Origin of the sequence: Mesorhizobium sp. M1A.F.Ca.IN.020.03.2.1 (genome assembly GCF_004023205.1) — a bacterium.
Classification (GTDB): Bacteria; Pseudomonadota; Alphaproteobacteria; order Rhizobiales; family Rhizobiaceae; genus Mesorhizobium.
On sequence record NZ_RZSV01000004.1, the window covers coordinates 23,336 to 38,220 of the forward strand.

At 60.8% G+C, this 14,885-nt stretch carries 14 protein-coding genes and 1 tRNA gene; 4 read left to right on the top strand and 11 right to left on the bottom strand.

Features of this window, described 5'->3' with window-relative positions; genetic code table 11:
- The first annotated feature begins 392 nt into the window (after positions 1 to 392).
- Together EOA79_RS01445 and EOA79_RS01450 are read left to right on the top strand one after the other, a co-directional pair.
- A complete protein-coding gene (locus EOA79_RS01445; RefSeq protein ID WP_128292710.1) occupies positions 393 to 1,559 on the top strand; it encodes a site-specific integrase in 1,167 nt (388 codons plus the stop codon).
- Positions 1,560 to 1,995: 436 nt separating this feature from the next.
- Positions 1,996 to 2,292 carry an HTH domain-containing protein gene (locus tag EOA79_RS01450; protein WP_128292712.1) on the top strand — a complete coding sequence of 99 codons (297 nt, stop codon included), beginning with the start codon at positions 1,996 to 1,998 and terminating at the stop codon, positions 2,290 to 2,292.
- Here the strand turns inward: EOA79_RS01450 and EOA79_RS01455 are convergent.
- From EOA79_RS01455 to EOA79_RS01500, 10 genes are all read right to left on the bottom strand, one after another.
- Positions 2,267 to 2,860: a hypothetical protein gene (locus EOA79_RS01455; protein WP_128292713.1), complete on the bottom strand. Its 594-nt coding sequence runs from the start codon at positions 2,858 to 2,860 to the stop codon at positions 2,267 to 2,269. The genes EOA79_RS01450 and EOA79_RS01455 overlap by 26 nt on opposite strands.
- 2 nt (positions 2,861 to 2,862) lie before the next feature.
- The gene (locus EOA79_RS01460) at positions 2,863 to 3,579 is read right to left on the bottom strand and encodes a hypothetical protein (protein ID WP_128292715.1); all 717 of its coding nucleotides are present in this window, start codon (positions 3,577 to 3,579) and stop codon (positions 2,863 to 2,865) included.
- 1 nt (position 3,580) lies between these two features.
- Positions 3,581 to 3,970 carry a hypothetical protein gene (locus EOA79_RS01465; protein ID WP_128292717.1) on the bottom strand — a complete coding sequence of 130 codons (390 nt, stop codon included), beginning with the start codon at positions 3,968 to 3,970 and terminating at the stop codon, positions 3,581 to 3,583.
- Positions 3,970 to 4,482 carry a hypothetical protein gene (locus EOA79_RS01470; RefSeq protein WP_128292719.1) on the bottom strand — a complete coding sequence of 171 codons (513 nt, stop codon included), beginning with the start codon at positions 4,480 to 4,482 and terminating at the stop codon, positions 3,970 to 3,972. The genes EOA79_RS01465 and EOA79_RS01470 overlap by 1 nt, the downstream gene beginning before the upstream one ends.
- A gap of 8 nt (positions 4,483 to 4,490) precedes the next feature.
- Positions 4,491 to 5,903 (bottom strand): hypothetical protein, encoded by a 1,413-nt coding sequence (locus EOA79_RS01475; RefSeq protein ID WP_128292721.1) that lies wholly within the window; start codon positions 5,901 to 5,903, stop codon positions 4,491 to 4,493.
- Positions 5,900 to 6,172 (bottom strand): hypothetical protein, encoded by a 273-nt coding sequence (locus EOA79_RS01480; protein WP_245489830.1) that lies wholly within the window; start codon positions 6,170 to 6,172, stop codon positions 5,900 to 5,902. The genes EOA79_RS01475 and EOA79_RS01480 overlap by 4 nt, the downstream gene beginning before the upstream one ends.
- A gap of 600 nt (positions 6,173 to 6,772) precedes the next feature.
- Positions 6,773 to 9,064, bottom strand: a complete 2,292-nt coding sequence (locus EOA79_RS01485; RefSeq protein WP_245489831.1) for a DUF5906 domain-containing protein — start codon at positions 9,062 to 9,064, stop codon at positions 6,773 to 6,775.
- A gap of 274 nt (positions 9,065 to 9,338) precedes the next feature.
- Positions 9,339 to 9,554 (bottom strand): hypothetical protein, encoded by a 216-nt coding sequence (locus EOA79_RS01490; protein WP_128292725.1) that lies wholly within the window; start codon positions 9,552 to 9,554, stop codon positions 9,339 to 9,341.
- Between the two features lie 377 nt (positions 9,555 to 9,931).
- Positions 9,932 to 10,005, bottom strand: a tRNA-Gln gene (locus tag EOA79_RS01495).
- A gap of 143 nt (positions 10,006 to 10,148) precedes the next feature.
- A complete protein-coding gene (locus EOA79_RS01500) occupies positions 10,149 to 11,081 on the bottom strand; it encodes a YbhN family protein (RefSeq protein WP_095824756.1) in 933 nt (310 codons plus the stop codon).
- Between the two features lie 248 nt (positions 11,082 to 11,329).
- On the opposite strand from EOA79_RS01500, the gene EOA79_RS01505 reads away from it, so the two are divergent.
- Positions 11,330 to 12,664, top strand: a complete 1,335-nt coding sequence (locus tag EOA79_RS01505; protein WP_067329955.1) for a Ppx/GppA phosphatase family protein — start codon at positions 11,330 to 11,332, stop codon at positions 12,662 to 12,664.
- Positions 12,661 to 13,356, top strand: a complete 696-nt coding sequence (locus EOA79_RS01510; protein WP_067329957.1) for an RlmE family RNA methyltransferase — start codon at positions 12,661 to 12,663, stop codon at positions 13,354 to 13,356. The genes EOA79_RS01505 and EOA79_RS01510 overlap by 4 nt, the downstream gene beginning before the upstream one ends.
- 45 nt (positions 13,357 to 13,401) lie before the next feature.
- Here the strand turns inward: EOA79_RS01510 and EOA79_RS01515 are convergent, their stop codons facing one another.
- Positions 13,402 to 14,823, bottom strand: a complete 1,422-nt coding sequence (locus EOA79_RS01515; RefSeq protein WP_095824755.1) for an MFS transporter — start codon at positions 14,821 to 14,823, stop codon at positions 13,402 to 13,404.
- Positions 14,824 to 14,885: the final 62 nt, after the last annotated feature.

Sequence of the window (14,885 nt, forward strand, 5' to 3'; positions counted from 1 at the left end):
CCATTCCGTGTTCCATGGAGTGAGCGGGAATGTTTTGCAATGCACGGAAAACAAGGACTTAGGTGAGAGCGTGTTGCAAATGTGATGTAACCACGGTCCGGAGACCATGTTTTCATCTAAGGCATTGTTCTGCTTGAATATTTCGTTGGCTGGGGAACCTGGATTCGAACCAGGACTAACGGAGTCAGAGTCCGTGCAAGTCCGTTGTTTTTATTCTACTTTTTGCCCATTCTGTTGCAGTTCAGTTGCAGTTAGTTGAAAGACGGGACTAGTCGTCAATAGTCGACGTTTGTTGATGAATCCGCTCTCCGTTCATCTTGCGGGCGCTTCTTCGTTGTAAAGTTGCAGTGAAATCCGTTAGTGTGCTTCTCCAGGACACAGGAGAAACAGCTATGTCAGTGCGGCAGCGTAAGGGGACGGATAAGTGGTGCCACGACTATTTCGATGGCAACGGCAAGCGCCACCAAATGCTCTACCGCACCAAGAAGGAGGCGAAGGAGGCTGAGGCGAAGATCCGGATGGAGCTAAAGGGGAACACGCATGTCCCCGATATCGATTCCATCACCGTCAAAGAGGCCGGTGGGCTATGGATGGAAGCATGCGCTGATCTAGAGCGCAGCACGCGTGACCAGTACCAGGGGCACCTGGACAACCATATCTATCCGAACATCGGCAAGACGAAGCTCAACAAGATCGGAGTGCCGTTCGTCTACGACTTCCTTCGCAAGCTACGCGAGCAGGGCCTTTCCGAGCCAATGGTGCGCGCGGTGAGGGTAAGCCTCGGGGCGCTGCTATCAAACGCCCAGAAGCAGGGGAAGGTCATCTTTAACGCCGTCAAGGAGATGGGGCGCGACAGCAAGCCGAAGCGCGACAGCCGACATAAGAAGCGCCTCAAAGTCGGCGTCGATATTCCCACCACCGAGGAAGTGAAGCGCATTATCGAAGCCGCCGAAGCTGGTCGGCCGCGCGTCTTCCTTCGTGTCGCTGCGCTCACTGGCATGCGGGCAAGCGAATTGCGCGGCCTCATCTGGGACGCGATCAATCTGACGAAAGGCGAGATCGAGGTGGCCCAGCGTGCAGACGCGTACGGCGCTATTGGCTCGCCAAAGTCGAGCAGCGGCAAACGCACTTTACCTATCGGGCCGAAGGCGATTGCCGAGCTTCGCGAATGGAAGCTTGCCTGCACCTCGCGCGTCTTCGTCTTTCCGAGCATTGCGGGGAAGAACAAGGGCGGCGTGATGAACCATTCCAATATCATCAAGGACTGGTGGCACCCTGCCCAGATGAGCGCTGGCGTGACGATCGACACTGGCGAGGTCGATGCTGAGGGCCAGCCTATCCTCGCGCCGAAGTATTCAGGCCTCCACGCGCTGCGCCACTACTTCGCGAGCTACTGCATCAACGCGAAAGAGGACGACGGGCTTGGGCTCGCGCCGAAGCTCGTGCAGGAGCGCTTGGGCCACTCGTCCATCGTCATGACACTCGACGTGTACGGCCATCTGTTCCCAAAGGGCGATGCGAGTGCTGAGCTTGCGGCAGCGGAGGCGGCTCTTTTCTAAGCTGCTTCGGCCAAAGCCGCCGCCTGTAGCGCGACAAGCATGCGTGCCGCCCCAAGTGTGCGGGCGGCGCGATGCTTGCTGCGTGGGGCGGCCTAGTGGGAGGAGTACAGGGCCATCACGGCGAGGAGGTAGGAAAGGCCAATCAGGAGGTAGGCGATCTGGAGAGAAGTCATCTTGGGGCGAATCCCTGGTTGAAGATGACCCCCTATATACACCGCCGTTCCTCGCGAATTTCCACTTATCTGCAACAGTGTCCCCAATCGAGCGCTTGATTCACGCTTTTCACAGAAAAGATTTTTCTGTTCACAGGGACGCCGCTTGACAGGTTTTTTCGCTTGTCTCGAAGCAGGCAACTACCAGTCGCTCTACCAACTAGGAATGTTGTCCTACTGCTGTTTTCGTCCGAACAAGGACGCACCCAGACAGGAGAACAGCAATGCCCAAGACGAAGAAAGAGATCGCCCAGAAGGCACCCACCAAGAAGAGCCAGGTTGAGGAAATGCTGCGCGAGGGCGGCGTGTCCGTCGCCGCTATCGCTGAAAAGCTTTCAATCAGCCGGCAGGCCGCCTACTCGCTGATCGGCGACGTGAAGCGCAGCGGTGTCGCTATCAGCGGCACGATGCGTGATGGCGCGATGCACTACAGCGTGGCCGAAGCCAAGAAGCCCAAGGCAAAGGCCGCCCGCACGTTTGGCAAGGGTGCGAGCGTCAGCGCCGCCCCAGAAGCGAAGTGAAATAGCCATCAGACGGAGGGGCGCGGCGTTTCCCTCGGAAGCCCGCGCCCTCGTCGCTGTCCAGAAAGCTCTCCACCAGCCCTTCGACCGAGTTCTGCACGCCGTCGCGCGTCGCGACAACCACGCCGCCGCCGAACTCATAGCTCTCATCGACCTCGAACGTCGTGTTTCCCGATAGGATCGCAATAGCGCCCTCGATTAGCTTTTCCGGGATACCAGCCGCTTCGCAGGTGCTATGCAAGGTGGCGTCGATCTTCTCCTGTTTGCGTGCCTGCTTCTCAGCCGCTATGGCCGCTTCACGCTTTACTGGCAGCTCGGCAAGCTGTGCTTCAAGTGCTGCAATCTCAGCCGTACCATCGCGAATGACATCAGCAACGCTGGTCGAGAGCCTGAAGCCCTTGCTCGGGTCGTCCTCCTCAAGATAGGCGGCGCGATAGGCTTCCGGAATCCCATCCAGCGCGTCTGCAGCGATGCGTCGCGGCAACCGCAACAGCTCCTCCTGATAATGCACCGGGACATAGTAGTTGCTCGGGTCTGGTGCGTGCACCGGTCTCATTGCTTTAGCCATGGTCATGCTCCGCTTGCATGAGCAGCGGCGGCATCAGCCTCGCGCGCCGCGATTGCCGCCTGCCGTGCGAACGGCGTGTCCATGGCCGACTTGATGATGCCAACAAACAGGCGGCCGGACTTCTCCATCGCCTCCACCGCTCGTTGCAGGCGTTGCAGGCGGGCGTAGTCGGCGCTGTGGAAGTGCTGTCGGTAGGCATGGCGGATGCCCTCCAGCTGCGCTTCACCCAAGCCACTAACCATGGCAGGCCTGCGCAGGATGGCAGCGATGACAGTCTCGTCGCCTTGGGCCTTCGCCTGTGCGATAGCGTCGGCGCGTTCCTTGTCGCCCATCGACGCCAGCGCGCGCGTGATGTCGCTCTCGATGGACAGCGCCACGCTATCCTTTGGCGGCGGTGGCGAACTGGTTCGCTTCTCGATGTTGGCAATTTCCGCCATGGCCCGCGTCCGCGCGACGTCCAGCTGCGCAGCGACACGCTCCCCGGTTTTTGATGCAGCACTGGCGACGCGCACCACATTGGCTTCGGGCGTCATCGTTTTATCCGCCATCGCAGCTTTTTCCAAGTTGGCAAGCATGCCTGCCTGCTCGCGCGCCAGCCTCACCGCGTTTGCCAGCCCATCAAAAACGGGGTCAGCGACAGGGGCGCCAGTCGTCGGGTCGATCTCCGCGTGCCGGTTGACGAAAGTTTCATTCAGGTCGGCGGGAATTTTCAGTGCCATGTTACTTCTCCATCAGACGTTTGGAATTTTCGATCACCAGCATCCAATAGTTCAGGCGTACAACGGCGTGGCTGATGTCGATAAAGCCGACGCCCGTGAACTGTCTGCGGCGTGGTGCCAACATGACGCGCGCAACGTCGCCGCCTCGTTCGAAGCTCATAAACTCGCCCTTGAAACCATCGACCAGCACTTTGTCACCGGACTTGAAGGCCGGTCTCGAAATCTGTCGCACCCGTTTTGGATCACTGAGGATACTTGAGTATGTCCCTGAACTGTTTTTGCGGACCAGCTTGACGCGCTGCCGGTCTTCGATGAACCCACTCACCGCATACGTGGTCCACATCGGCCCTATCGCCACAGTGACAACATCGCCGATTTGGAGGTCGGCCATCAGACTTCCTCCGGCCGAGCTATGCGCGATTGGATAGAATCGAAATCGATGGGTGGCTTGCCCTCGCGATCCCTCATCACAAGCAAGCTGAATTGCCAGCGCCACAACGTGAGATTTTCAATGCGGCCGTCATCGCAATCGCGCTGCAAGAAAACGAACAGCTCAGCGAGGGCGCTTGGCGCTTTGGCCAACGCCTTGCCGTCTACCGTCTCAACAAACGGATGGGGCGGCCACGGAGCGGGAATCGCGAAATAGAGCGCGTCTTGCTTGAGGAGCGTCAGGCTGCTGTCCAGATAGCGCGCTGACGTGTAGCCGACTTCGAAGTCGTTGCTTCGATGCCCCCGCTTGAGGTCGCATTCGGGGCGCAACGTGAACAGCAATTCAGTTCCATTGTCTCGAACCAGAAACAAATGGCGTCCGCTGCAAAGGCACTCATAAGCACCGTCTTCGACAGCATAGCCGATAATCCAGATGTGCCCACGCTTTGATCGAATGATGTCGCCTGCTCGCATGGTTGCTCTCAAATCGGTATGACTTTGGTTTTGGTGACGGTGTGCAGAGTCGGGCGCGTCACCATGTTGAGGACGCCTGCCGCCGCGTTTGCGAGATCGTCATGTCCCCCAGGTGGATGGTCGATGCTTTCGCGTCCCCCGCGCGCCACGCGCCGCTCAAGGCTCACGAGCTGATTGACCAGCCGTTGATTGTCCAGAAGATCGACGCTGCCGTTGTTCAGAGCAGGGAGTAGGTCGAGATACAGTTCGGAACGCGACTTATCCGCCAGCCTGTACTCAATCCCCTGCTTGCGGAACGCTTCGCGCGGCCACTCCCCAGCGTATCGGTCACCCTCGACGCTGCTGATTTCATATGTCTTGAGGAAGTCGGCGAACTTCTTCACCACGCTGTCGGGCGAGAACGGTGGCCGCTCCTCAAGCAGCGCGTCCAGCAGCGCCATGTCGCCATCAAGGTGAGCGATACCCAGTGTCATGGCGTCAGAACTGCCGCCTGACGGATCCACAAACGCGACGTAGCTGCCACAGCGCGCCTTTTCGGGCTTCCGCACGGACAGGTCGGTGCGTATGCAGCGCTCCACAACGTCAAGGCTGACAAAGGCCTCAATGTCCTCGCGCCATTCCGCCAAATATTCAGCTTTGGCGCTGGAAGCGTCGCGTTCCATTGCTTCATCAACCACGCGCTGCGGCAATGTTGGATTCATCGCCCGGGTTGATGCTCTCCAGACGAGCGGCGTCTGATCCTTGCCCCAGAAGCGCTTGAAGGCGGCGAACAGCTCGCCCCTCCGGGCATATGGCGAACTGGCGCAGATCAACATACTGCCCGGGATCGTCGCTAGCCCAGGGCGAACAGCGGCAAGGATTTCAAAGTCGGGGTTGGCGGAATCATCGTTCGTCCGCCAAAACGCAACTTCGTCACCCAGCACAGCGGCGAACGTATATCCGCGGGTGGAGCGAAAGCTGGCGGTGCCTATCTCAATCGTGACGCTGTTCGACAGGTCGAAGCTTTCCGCATTCGAGGTGACGAGCATCTTGCTCAGCAGGGGGATGCCCTCAAGCATTGCACGCACATATCTGACGATGATGCGGGCCTGCTTCCTGTCGGCGGCAATGACAAAGATGGTTGCCCGTTCGCCCGGTGCGAGGAATTCCCGATAGGAGCGGAAGCACCCGAGGAAGACGGCGATAAGGGCCATCGCGAAGCTCTTGCCACCACGCCGCCCAACGATGAGCCAAGCTTCGTCCGATGGCGAGGAGGGCGGCTCGCTTCTCCCGGTGTGCTCGCGGTACAGGGCGAGCTGGGCATCGTCCATTGGCAGTGCGAACAGAGCGGCGAGGAAGGCGAACCATGCCGCGTATGTCTCGCGCTTCCTGAACCACGGAGCGAACAGGTTGGGGTCGGCGGATGCTTGAAGGATGTTCATGCGCCGCTCTGCTCTGCCATGTACTGGTCAAGCGTCGGCAGGATGTCTTTCGCTCGGCGCTTGAGCCCAAGTGCTTCCTGATTGCGTCGCAGCGTGTTGCTGAGGCGCTGGTGCAGGTCCAGCTGCTTGTCGTCCGCCGCGCCCTCCTGCGCGAACTGCGCTTCAAGCTTCTCTATCGCCACCTGCTGCGTGGCGACGCGCTGAACAAGCCCGCGCTCCATTTCGCTAATGGCGTCCTCACCGCCCAAGTCGTGGATGATGAGCGCCATCAAATCCGACAGGCGACGCACCCAGATTGTTCGCCCGTCAACGTTGGGCAAAACGTCCCTGCCGTTCGTCGTGGCACTGCGAGCCATAGGCTTCTTGATAGCTTTCTTAGCCCTGTCCATGTCCTGTCGCTTAGCTATCTGCGTACTAGTTTGCTGCCCTGCTTGGCAGTGTAAATGCGTATGGCGCACTGCAACTGAAGTGCAACTAGAACTTTTTGCCATTATTTTCAGCAATGCTTAGAATCGCTTAGCGACGGTTGAAATCACACGGACGGACCCCAACTCCGTTAGTGCGATTGGAACTTTAGCCCAGCTGCATCGGAGCTTCATGCGGCAAGAAAAAGCACGAGATGATGGCATCTTCATCTTGCCGGGAGGAACGTATGCGGCGCGAAGATTTTGGTTCAGCCGACCTTGCCGACCCTACAGCAATGTTAAGCGCGCAGCATGCGGCTCCCAGCTGGCGCAACACTCCCAAAAGGTCGGTAAGGTCGGTAAGGTCGGTAGCAGCTTCTTGAACCCTCTGGATTTGCTGGGACTTTTCACTACCGACCTTTCGCTTTTTCGCACTGGAACAAAAACAAGGTCGGTAGCCCACCGCTAAAACGGGATGTCCTCGTCTTCGACGCCGTAGATTTCCGGCCAGTCAGTCGTCTGTTTGGACTCCCTGTCAAACCACTCTCGGCATTCCTCAAGGCGGGGCAATTCGTATCCGGGGGCAGTTGTCGGTATCGGTCGGCGCTGGCCGTCGTTGTCCTCCGCCCACTTCGTCGTTCCGACGCGCTTGTCCTTGGGCCATCCGTCGGGAAGCATCGAACTAAGGAACATACCAAGCTCGGTCTGCGTCCCTCGATGCGCCCTAGCGCCAGCGTTGCCCGAGTGTTCGAGGTAGGCTTGATACACCTTGTCCTTCACCACCTCGCGCTTCCACCCGCTAGCGCCTTCCTCATCTGTGTCGTCACCCCGCTTAAGCGTGATCTCGCCATTCCAGAGGCATTCAAACCACCACGCCGTCTTCTTATCCATGGAATGAATCTTCTGCCTAAACAGAGCGGGGGTCATCGGTGCTTGCCGTGGATTGAAATTGCTCAGGTCCAGATGCAGCAGGTCGTAGAGCATCGCTGACCGCCCTCCGTCGTCCAACTGCTTAGCTATGGCACCGAAATATTCATGGTCTTGCTGCTTCGCCTTGGATACGTCGAGGACGAAGAAGCGCCGCTCGTCCAGCCCACTTGGAACAGCCCATCGCTCGTTAGACGCGACCCAGACATGGCAATAGTTCCTCGACATGACCACATCGATCCGCTTCTTCTCGACAGGAATGAACTCGTCGGTGATTAGCCGCTTCAAAGTGCCTTCACCCTTCTTGTCACCGGCCCAGAAAGCTTCATCCAAGAACAGGATGACCGTGTCCTTGAGGTGAGCGTTGAATTTGCCGCTGACATGCTCGGGGTTTGAGACAGACACGTAATGCTCGCGCATCAGACTTCCGTGCGCATTGACGACGATGCCCTTGCCCGTGCCGCGCCCTCCCATCAGCACCACCGCAACTTCCGGGACTTGCTGCGGGCGCTGCACGGCAAAGGCCATCCAGCCAAGCAGATAGTTCAAGAATAGATGGCTGGAGCCGCATAGGTTCTCGAATATGTGGCGTTTCAGGAGCGACCAGTCGCCTTGTATCGGCTCGACGGAGTAGCCCTGCCACGTGTTGAACCAGCCTGGCGTCTCATCGCCGGGGGCGAAGGTCGTTCCGTTGAATTGGCGGCGCTGCGGATGGGCAAGCCACGCTGCGCCCTTGGCAGCGTATTTTTCGCCAAGCTGGACATAGGCGTTGCAGTAGAGGTTCTTGAAGTCGGTAAAGCTGCTGTACGTGAGGACACGCCGCTTCATCGCCGGGTCCCAATCCCGAAGGTTGAGGACGAACGCTTTGCCTGCCTCCGCCACGACAGCATGACGTTCATTCATCTCTTCGACCCATTCGGGGATAGGATGGCCCTGCTCGTGTTTCAGGACTTGCTTGGTGATGCGCTCCACATCGCTGCGCGGCAGCGGAGGGTCGCATCTCTCTGCATTGACCATCCGCAACTCAAGAGTGACTTTTTCGTCGTCAGCCCCCTTGGCTCGAAGCGAACAGCCATATTTGAACAGGGTGTTGTCGCGCCCGCCGTAGATGGTCCCACCCTCAGGAATCATGTCGGGGAGGACGAACTTCTCACCCCGTTTGAGCGGCACTAGCTCAGCCGAGACATGCGGAGCGACGAGGCTCTCCACCGCCACCGCCGTTGCATCCGCCTTGTTCAGAAACTCGACTAGCGGCAGTGCGTCGCCGTCATCCGCCACAGCGAAGCGGGTCGTCTTCGACTCGAAGAAGTAGGGCAGGTTGAGCCAATTGCCGACTTCACCCTCCTTGCGCTGCGTCTGCTTGGGAAAGACTTCGGTCCCAGGGTGGCCAAGCGCGGCCGCGCAGGCGACGAGATATCGGCGAACGACGTCCGCATCTGACGGCTGGACGAGGAACAGGAAGCAATGCGCGCCGCCCGACTTTGAACGACAGACCAACAGTGGCAGGCGAAGCTCGTCAATCTTCCTGATCAGTTCCTTGTGATCGATGCCGATCTCGTCAATGTCGATGCAAGCCCAGCTCACCTTGTTGTCAGCATCAAGCGGTAGGATGCCGAGAGAGGATATGCCGGCAAGATGGTCATCAAACAGCGCCTGCGTCACCGGCTCTTCGATTGTCGTCCCCTTGCCATCGCTCTTGCCCTTCTCATTCACTCGCTGGATGACGTAGCGACCATAGGCGGCAGTGTATCCGCGAAAACGCTCAGCAAAGCGCTCAGATTCATCGAGGTCTACAGAGGATTGTGACATGTACCCTAAGTCCTTGTCCATCAAGGGCCTAAGCCCTTGTACCATCAAGGTTTTGCGGGTACTTTGGGAGAGTGGTCCCAGGGTCGATTTCCGCGTGAAACACCCTTTGGTCATTAGAGGGGGCGGTAATGGTTACCGCCCTCTGTTCAACAACGCTTCAGTTGAGCTGGCTCTCTTGAATAGGGCAGCGTTGCTGAGAGGTGCCTTTCGGCATTGCGGTGTTTGAAGCTGACGATGCAGATGTTCTTCAGAGACGCCGGCCTTTTGCGGGGCCGGCGTTTTCTTTTCCGCTCCATCACGCCGCCACCTTCTTCGTGAGCCAGTCGAGCAGCGCTTTCCGGCTAGCGACATAGCCTCCGACCACCTTCTTCACGGGGAATTCCTCGGGGTAGCGTTTGCAGAGATATTCGACCGCTCGCGGTTCGCGATTGATCACCTTGCCAATCGCTGGAGTGCCCCAAACGATGTCGTGATCTTCGTCCTGTTTGATATGTGTTCCGTTTCCTGCCATTTGTCGGCTCTCTGGCTAGCGCCGACTGGCGTCATGGTTCCGGCAAATGGGATTTGAGACAGGCGGCGCGGTTGTTTCGCGTCAGGCGCTTTCGGCGCGGGCCTAAGCTTCAAAGCTGGGCCAAGATGATTTTCGGTCCCCTTGTGGGACCTCTGTCTACCCGTCCATTTATGCACAGCTAACTAACGCTCGCAAGCGGCAATGCGGGGCGAGGGGACTCGGCGGAGAACCGTTGCATTTGTTGCATGAGCAGTTGCAGGGGGGTTGCGCGCCGCTGTGGCCCCTTGTTGTTTTTATTGGCTTTTAGTTGCAAGCCACTGCAACAAGCGAAATCAACCGAGCGAAGCTAAAAACGCTGCAATTCCAAGGACTTAGAGTGGCTGGGGAACCTGGATTCGAACCAGGACTAACGGAGTCAGAGTCCGCTGGTCTACCGTTAACCTATTCCCCAGCAGGCGCGGTCGGTATCGCGCGAAGCGGGCGGCTCAAGCGCCGCGAGCGCTGCCTTGTAGCCGCCATCCGAAAATAGTCAACCCCGCGCCGCAGTTCAACCGCAGCCTTTTTCTCATTCGATCGCGGGCCGCACGGGGACGCTCAGCCTTCGCCGCGGCTGTATTGCGAATGCTCGAAGAACAGCACCACGCCGAGCCCGATCAGCAGCGGGATGATCAGGTAGAACAGGCGGAACACCAGGAGTGCGGCGAGCACGCCGACCGGATCCATGTGCGACAGTCCGGCCAGGAAGACCACCTCGAAGACGCCGAGCGCGCCCGGCGCATGCGACAGCAACCCGACCGAAAAGGATATCATGAAGACGCCGAGCACGACGAAATAGCCGGGATTGCCGGCCGCCGGCAAGGCAAAGTAGATGATGGCCGCCGCCGCGAGCAGCTCGACCGGGCCGATCAGCAATTGCCGCGCCACGATCGGCAGTGCCGGGTAATGCAGCTGGAAGCTGCCGACCTTGAGCGGCCTCAGATGCAGCCAGCTGCAGAACACATAGACCGCAACCAGGATCAGCATGGCGAGGCCGGCGGCTGTTGCCAACTCGTGGTGCGGGGTCGTGGTGAAACGGTCGACGATCTCCGGCTCCAGCACCAGCACGAGACCCCCGACAAGCAGGCTGGAGAGCACGAAGGTGATCCAGCAGATCGCCACCAGCACGCCGACATCCTGGCCGGTCAGCCCCCGGGTGCCATAGGCGCGGTAGCGGATCACCGCGCCAGACAGCACCGAGCCGCCGATATTGTGCGACAGCGCATAGGTGGTGAAGGAGCAGAGCGTGACGAACAGCCACGAAACTTTCTTGCCGATATGGAGCAGCGCAATGTGGTCGTAGCCGGCGAGGGAGGCATAGGCGACGACCGAGCTCAGCGCCGCCAGCACCCAGGCGCGCGGGGGGATGGCGACGATACCGGCCCAAACATCGTCGAGTGAGATGCCGCGCAACTCATGGATGAGCAGCCAGAGCGAGAACACCACGGCCGCTACGCCGATGACCGGCCAGAAATAGCGCGTCCAGTTCATGGCGTCGTCGTCATGCGATTAAGCTCATTGCTATGATGTCGTCCAAACCCGTTCCAAGTCTCATTGAGACATGCCTGATTGAAGCCGGCTATTCAACCGGCATGAGGTGGCCCCTGCGTGACGGCGCCAAAAATCGGGCCATGCGCTCTTGGTGATTGCAAAGCGCGCTGCTAGTCTGTTCTCAACTTGAACAAATCGAGGTGCCTGCTGCGTCCTTGCTGGTTCGCGCGGCGCCGAAAGGAATTGAAGTGGAAGACCACGATACCGGCGCGGGCGCGTCGGCAGTGGGCGTGTCCGGGGCATCGCCGGCGGTACCGGCGGGCCCGCCCGCGGGGCGTTTCAGCCGCCATGCGGGCGCGCACGCAAGACATGCCGACAATCAAGGCGAGAACCCGAAAGGCAAAACGCGCAAGCGCCGCAAGCGCAGGCGAGGCCGCAAGGTTTTCGCACGTGATGAGAACGGCGGAATACCCTCGCCGGGGCCCGTCGCCGCTCCCGCCAGCCTTGCGCCTGAACCCGCGCCGATCGTCCCCCAGCCGCGACCGTCGCTTCCAAATGGCGCGCGCCCGTCGCATCAGGAACTGCCGGTATTCGCAGCGCTCGACCTCGGCACCAACAATTGCCGGCTGCTGGTCGCGGTGCCCGCCCGCCACGGCCAGTTCCGCGTCATCGATGCGTTCTCGCGCATTGTCAGGCTGGGCGAGGGGCTTTCGGCCAGCGGGCGGCTCGGCCAGGCGGCCATGGACCGTGCCGTCGAGGCGTTGAAGGTCTGCGGAGACAAGCTGCGCAACCGCAAGATCAGGAAGGCGAGGCTGATCGCCACCGAGGCCTGCCGCTCGGCCGAAAACGGCGTCGACTTCCTCGAACGGGTCGAGCGCGAGGCCGGTCTGAAGCTGGAGATCATCGATCGCCAGACCGAGGCCCGGCTGGCCGTCTCTGGCTGCGGCTCGCTGGTCGAGCGCGAAACGCGCGGCGTGGTGCTGTTCGACATTGGCGGCGGCTCGTCCGAGATCGCATTGATCGACCTCACGCGCGGCCAACGCTCGCCGCAGCTTGCCAACCACATCGTCTCCTGGACGTCGCTGCCCGTGGGTGTCGTCTCGCTCGCCGAACGTTTCGGCGGTCGCACGGTGACGCGCGAGACCTTCGCCGCCATGGTCGATGACGTTGCGGTGCGGCTCAAAGCCTTCGACGGGCGCGACCGGCTCGCGCATGTGCTCGCCAGTCCGAATTTCCATCTGCTCGGCACCTCCGGCACGGTGACGACGCTGGCCGGCGTCCATCTCGACCTCGAGCGCTACGATCGCCGCCGCGTCGACGGGCTGTGGATGGACCGTCAGAGCGTCGACCGCATGGTGGAAAAACTGATCGGCTGGGATTTCCAGCAGCGCGTCGCCAATCCCTGCATCGGCGCCGACCGCGCCGACCTGGTGCTTGCCGGCTGCGCCATCCTGGAAGCGATCCGCGGCGTGTGGCCGTCGGAGCGGCTGCGGGTCGCCGACCGCGGCTTGCGCGAAGGCATATTGAGCGAACTGATGGCCGATGACGGCGTCTGGCGTCATGACGGGCGCGGCCGACAATGAGCAGGAAGCCAGAGAAGCCGGGCTCGGCCGGCATGCGCGTGTTGAAGACCCGGATCAAGAAGAAGAGCGGCCTGAAGGAATCCTCGCGCCGCTGGCTCGAGCGGCACATGAACGACCCTTATGTGCAGCGCTCCAAGGCCGATGGGTACCGTTCGCGCGCCGCCTACAAGCTCACCGAGATCGACGACAAGCATCATCTTTTGAGACCCGGCATGAAGGTGATCGACCTCGGCGCCGCGCCCGGCGGCTGGTGCCAGGTGGCGGCGGCCCGCACGAAATCGAGCGCGGAAAACCCGCATGTCGTCGGCATCGACTATCTTGAGATGGACGCGGTGCCGGGCGCTGTCATCCTGCAGTTGGATTTCCTCGATCACGACGCGCCGCAAAAGCTGTCAGAGGCGCTCGGCGGTCAGCCCGATGTCGTGCTGTCGGACATGGCTGCCCCCACCACCGGGCATCGCCGGACCGATCATCTGCGCACCATGCATTTGTGCGAAGTGGCGGCGGATTTCGCCCTGCAGGTTTTGAAGCCCGGCGGCCATTTCCTCGCCAAGACCTTTCAGGGCGGGGCCGAGAACGAGCTGCTCTCGCGGCTCAAGCAGAATTTCCGCTCGGTTCATCATGTGAAGCCGCCGGCCTCGCGCGACGAGTCGGTGGAGCTTTACCTGCTGGCGAAGGAGTTCAAGGGGTAGCGCCTAACCTTCTCCCCTTGTCAGGAGAGAAGGGAAAGGTGGCGCTCATTTCCCCGCGGTCCCCACCGCCTCCAGCGTCTTCGGCGTCGTCAATTTGCCATGTCCCGACACCGCATTGCCGGCGTCCGGCGCCAGCCGCATGAAGGTCAGCGATGCCACCGCCGAAACCGCCGCGACGATGAAGAAGGCGATGTGGAAATCGCCAAGCGTCAGCGGGCCGCCATGGATCGAAGTCGACACTTCGAGGATGCCGCCGGCCAGCGCCACGCCGAGCGCGATCGACAACTGCTGGAACACGGCAACGATCGGCGTCGCCTTGCTGGTGTCGGCGGTCGATACTTCGGCGTAGGACAGCGCGTTGACGCCGGTGAAGAACATCGAGCGGATGAAGCCGCCGACCAAAAGGATCGCGAGCATCAGTGCATAGGGGGTTGCGGGGGTGAAAAGGCCGTAGATGGCAATCGAGCCGGCGGCGATCAGCGATCCCCAGACCAGCACCCGCCGGAACCCGGCGAGCCTGAAGAGCAGCGCGGTGACGAACTTCATGCCGATGGCGCCGACCGCGGAGACGAAGGTGATCATACCGGACTGGAATGGCGTCAGCCCGAAGCCGATCTGGAACATCAGCGGCAGCAGGAAAGGCACCGCGCCGATGCCGATGCGGAACAGCGAGCCGCCGAGCACGGAGGAGCGGAACACCTGGTTTCTGAAGAGCTCCAGCGCCAACAGCGGGTTCCTGGCGCGCCGAGCATGCAGCAGATAAAGCACGCCCGAAACCAGGCCGACGGCAACGGTAATGAAGCCGGCGATCGGCGGCAAAGCGGGGAGGCTGACCACCGAGAGGCCGAAGACGATGCCGGACGCCGCGAGGCCGCTGAGCACGAAGCCCGGGAAGTCGAGCGGCGGCGTTTTGGCGGGGTCGGTTTCCGGCAAATAGCGGGTGGCAAGCCAGATGCCCAAAAGCCCGATCGGCACGTTGATCAAAAAGATCCAGTGCCAAGTGAAATAGGTGGTGATGAAGCCGCCGATCGGCGGGCCGACCAACGGCCCGACCAGCGCCGGCACCGTCAGCCATGACATCGCCGCGACCAGCTCGCTCTTCGGCGTCGCGCGCACCAGCACCAGGCGCCCGACCGGCGTCATCATGGCGCCGCCCATGCCTTGCAGGAAACGCGACACCACGAAGGCCGGCAGCGAATTGGAGAAGGCGCAGGCGACCGAGCCGGCAATGAAGACGGCGATCGCGGCGCGAAACACCTTCTTGGCCCCGAACCGGTCCGCCATCCAGCCGCTGATCGGAATGAAGATTGCCAGCGACACGAGATAGGCCGTCAGCGCCAGCTTCAGCGCGATTGGGCTGGTGTGGATGTCAATGGCGATTGCCGGCAGCGAGGTCGCGATCACGGTCGAATCCATGTTCTCCATGAAAAGAGCGACCGCCAGGATGAGCGGGATGATGCGGTTCAAGGGAACGCCCTGATTTGACTTCGCGATTCCGGGCCTGGCTTTGGGGGCGAGCCGGCACGCCG

Excerpts from the sequence above, each read along its gene's own strand:
- EOA79_RS01460 (WP_128292715.1), bottom strand. The coding sequence starts at position 3,579 with ATGGCACTGAAAATTCCCGCCGACCTGAATGAAACTTTCGTCAACCGG.
- EOA79_RS01485 (WP_245489831.1), bottom strand. The coding sequence starts at position 9,064 with ATGGACAAGGACTTAGGGTACATGTCACAATCCTCTGTAGACCTCGAT.
- EOA79_RS01465 (WP_128292717.1), bottom strand. The coding sequence starts at position 3,970 with ATGGCCGACCTCCAAATCGGCGATGTTGTCACTGTGGCGATAGGGCCG.
- EOA79_RS01500 (WP_095824756.1), bottom strand. The coding sequence starts at position 11,081 with ATGAACTGGACGCGCTATTTCTGGCCGGTCATCGGCGTAGCGGCCGTG.
- EOA79_RS01480 (WP_245489830.1), bottom strand. The coding sequence starts at position 6,172 with ATGGCGCTCATCATCCACGACTTGGGCGGTGAGGACGCCATTAGCGAA.
- EOA79_RS01475 (WP_128292721.1), bottom strand. The coding sequence starts at position 5,903 with ATGAACATCCTTCAAGCATCCGCCGACCCCAACCTGTTCGCTCCGTGG.
- EOA79_RS01450 (WP_128292712.1), top strand. The coding sequence starts at position 1,996 with ATGCCCAAGACGAAGAAAGAGATCGCCCAGAAGGCACCCACCAAGAAG.
- EOA79_RS01490 (WP_128292725.1), bottom strand. The coding sequence starts at position 9,554 with ATGGCAGGAAACGGAACACATATCAAACAGGACGAAGATCACGACATC.
- EOA79_RS01470 (WP_128292719.1), bottom strand. The coding sequence starts at position 4,482 with ATGCGAGCAGGCGACATCATTCGATCAAAGCGTGGGCACATCTGGATT.
- EOA79_RS01510 (WP_067329957.1), top strand. The coding sequence starts at position 12,661 with ATGAGCAGGAAGCCAGAGAAGCCGGGCTCGGCCGGCATGCGCGTGTTG.
- EOA79_RS01455 (WP_128292713.1), bottom strand. The coding sequence starts at position 2,860 with ATGGCTAAAGCAATGAGACCGGTGCACGCACCAGACCCGAGCAACTAC.
- EOA79_RS01445 (WP_128292710.1), top strand. The coding sequence starts at position 393 with ATGTCAGTGCGGCAGCGTAAGGGGACGGATAAGTGGTGCCACGACTAT.